General features: G+C 58.7%; 4 protein-coding genes. All 4 read left to right on the top strand.

Going from position 1 to position 3092, the window contains the following annotated elements:
• Positions 1-84 precede the first annotated feature (84 nt).
• The 4 genes from FHX05_RS30165 (at position 85) to FHX05_RS30150 (ending at position 2969) form a co-directional block, all read left to right on the top strand.
• Positions 85-471 carry a transposase gene (locus FHX05_RS30165; protein WP_183876542.1) on the top strand — a complete coding sequence of 129 codons (387 nt, stop codon included), beginning with the start codon at positions 85-87 and terminating at the stop codon, positions 469-471.
• A complete protein-coding gene (gene tnpB, locus FHX05_RS30160; protein ID WP_071084382.1) occupies positions 468-821 on the top strand; it encodes an IS66 family insertion sequence element accessory protein TnpB in 354 nt (117 codons plus the stop codon). Before FHX05_RS30165 ends, tnpB begins: the two co-directional genes overlap by 4 nt.
• 68 nt (positions 822-889) lie before the next feature.
• Complete coding sequence (locus FHX05_RS30155; RefSeq protein ID WP_183876540.1) at positions 890-2464, top strand: IS66 family transposase; 1575 nt, start codon at positions 890-892, stop codon at positions 2462-2464.
• Positions 2465-2543: 79 nt separating this feature from the next.
• Positions 2544-2969: an Imm50 family immunity protein gene (locus FHX05_RS30150; RefSeq protein WP_183876538.1), complete on the top strand. Its 426-nt coding sequence runs from the start codon at positions 2544-2546 to the stop codon at positions 2967-2969.
• Positions 2970-3092: the final 123 nt, after the last annotated feature.

Raw genomic sequence — 3092 nt, 5'->3', positions numbered from 1 at the left:
TGTAACCGCTGTTCCACCCCCACGTTGTCCTCGCCGCCCTGATCTGTGATCGCCTATCCATGGACGAGCAACGGGAGTTTCTCCATGGAGACTACATTGGAGGTTCTCACGACCAGGAAGTCTGGACGTGAGGTTCACCGGCACTGGCCGGACGAGGTGAAAGCGCAAATCGTTTCGGAGAGTCTTCGGCCCGGAGCGATGGTGAACGAAGTTGCCGAACGGCATGGCCTGAAGCCGAACCACCTCTCCACCTGGCGAACGATGGCGCGGCAAGGCAAGCTGGTTCTGCCTGCACCTGAGGATGCGGTGGAGTTCGCAACGGTAATCGTCGAACCACCTGTTTCGGAACCGCCGATCAAGAAGGCCAGCCGTCCCGAGATCATCGTCGGGTCCGTCACCATTCGGCTGGAAGAAGGTGCGTCTGTCGCCCGCATCGCCGCTGTCGCGCGTGCCTGCGCGGTTCCGGCATGATCTTTCCATCGAACCGCGTCCGGATCATGGTGGCGACAAAGCCGGTCGATTTCCGCAAGGGCCACGATGGATTGGCGGCACTGGTCAAGAACGAGCTGCACAAGGACCCTTTTACAGGGACGGTCTTCGTATTCCGATCCCGTAAGGCGGACCGGCTGAAGCTAATTTACTGGGATGGCAGCGGTCTGGTGATGGCCTATAAGCGGCTGGAAGAACACACCTTCACCTGGCCGGGCATCAAGGATGGGCTGATGACGCTGGGCCACGCGCAGTTCGAAGCGTTGTTCGCAGGCCTTGACTGGCGTCGGGTCCGGTCCGTGGAGGCGAGACCGCCGGATGCCATCGAATAGCTGCGGCACGATGACTCGGGCGGTGGATTCTTCCGGCGAAGCGTAACGGGGTTTGATAGACTTCGGGCATGTTGGATGCCACTGATCTTCCGGACGATATTGCTGCGCTGAAGGCCATGCTGATCGCGGCGCAAGCGCGTGAAGTTCGCAAGGATGACCGGATCGAGCGACTGGAGAAGCTGGTCGCAGCGTTCAAGCAGGCAGCCTTCGGCCGCAAATCTGAGAAGGCCGATCCTGAACAATTCGATCTCGCATTGGAGGACCTGGAAACGGCCATTGCTGCTATCCATGCCGAAGATGAAGCCGATAGCCCCTCGGGCAAGCCGCAGCCTAAACCCCGTGTCACCAATCGCGGCTCTCTGCCCGCTCATCTTCCTCGTGTTGAGGAAATCATCGAGCCGGAAAGCCTGATCTGCGCCTGTGGCGGCGGCCTGCATTGCATCGGCGAGGACGTCTCCGAGCGGCTGGATGTCATTCCGGCGCAATTCCGCGTTATTGCCACGCGTCGTCCCAAATATGCCTGCCGTGCATGTACCGACGGCGTTGCCCAGACTCCAGCACCAGCGCGATTGATCCAGGCCGGATTGCCGACAGAGGCGACCATCGCGCATGTGCTGGTTTCCAAGTACGCTGACCATCTGCCGCTTTACCGACAGGCCCAGATCATGAGCCGCCAGGGTCTCGATCTTGACCGTTCGACGCTCGCCGATTGGGTCGGCCGGGCGGCATTCGAACTTCGTCCGGTCTTCGACGCTCTGATCGCAGATTTGAAGCGCTCGACCAAGCTGTTCATGGACGAGACGCGTGCGCCGGTCCTCGATCCCGGTTCGCGCAAAGCCAAGACCGGATACTTCTGGGCTCTGGCCCGCGATGACCAACCGTGGGGCGGAGGTGCACCGCCAGGCGTAGCCTTTACCTACACTCCAGGGCGTGGCGGGCAACATGCCGAACGAATATTGCAAGGGTTTACGGGCGTCCTTCAGGTCGACGGCTACGCGGGATATAACCGGCTGATCGCAGCGGATCGTGTTGGTCCCGACATCCGGCTAGCCTATTGCTGGGTGCACGCGCGGCGCAAGCTAGTCGAGATCACTCGCACCGGCTCGACACCGATTGCAGAGGAAGGCGTGAAGCGGATCGGCGAACTCTATCGTATCGAAGCGGAGCTGCGCGGTCTCGACGCCGACGCTCGACTGGCCGGAAGGCAAACGCGGTCAGCACCTTTGATCGCGGACATGCGGACTTGGCTCACGCATCATCGTGCCCGCGTCGCTGGCAAATCGCCGCTTGGCGAAGCTCTGGCCTATATCGCCAAATACTGGGATGGGCTCTGCGTCTTCCTGACCGATGGTCGCGTCGAGATCGACAACAATTCCGTCGAACGAACCATCAGGCCGATAGCCCTCAATCGTAAGAATGCTCTGTTTGCTGGGCATGATGCGGGAGCGGAGAATTGGGCGACCATCGCCTCGCTGATCGAGACCTGCAAGCTCAATTCTGTTGATCCGTTTGCCTACCTGAGTGCCACGCTCACCGCCATCGTCAATGGTCACAGGCAGCTCCGAATCGAGGAACTTCTACCGTGGAATTATCCGGTGAAGAACGCATGCATAAGAACCGCAGTCGGTTCCTTGCGGTCATAATGCTGCGTGTCTGAGCGCGTTGCTAAACTCCTTCAGGTTGTTATGGTGAGACACCGCCGACTTTTGCATGGGGCAAGATATGATCTACGCAGATGTGCCGGGAGGAGATGAGTTGTTGGCGTGGTTCGGAGAGGTGCCAACTTTCCACGATGCCGAGATAATCAGTCTGTCTCTCAGCCGAATTGGAGCTAGCGAACTGAAGATACACGGCTGGATCATGACCGACGGGGTCGATCCGAATGGCTATATTGTGCTTGATAAGCACGCTGTTGTGACATTCAGCTTTGAAGGAATTATGGACCTTCAACTAGACGGCTTCAGCGGTCAGAATGTTATCGCAGGCCTCGTCCTTCAACGTGCAACGAACCGAGGCCGAACGGGCTACTATGCGATGCCGGAGGATGCTCTCGACATCGAGATCGAACTTCTACCTTGCTATGGATTGGACGGCTTCATTAGAGCAAAAAAAATTGCGATATCATTCGTTCCAGGCCGACCGGCCTAAAGCGTAATGACGCTTCCTTACGTCAGCAAAGGGCACAAAGTTCCCGTGCCCTTCAAGGCTGCGCTACCACCTCGCCATCAAATCTAAAATCCACTGACAAGGTGCGACCGGCACGCCGCTTAC

The sequence above is a fragment of the Rhizobium sp. BK491 genome (genome assembly GCF_014194925.1).
Classification (GTDB): Bacteria; Pseudomonadota; Alphaproteobacteria; order Rhizobiales; family Rhizobiaceae; genus Rhizobium.
The sequence above is the reverse complement of the archived record's forward strand: the minus strand, read 5'-3'. Positions and strand labels throughout refer to the sequence as shown.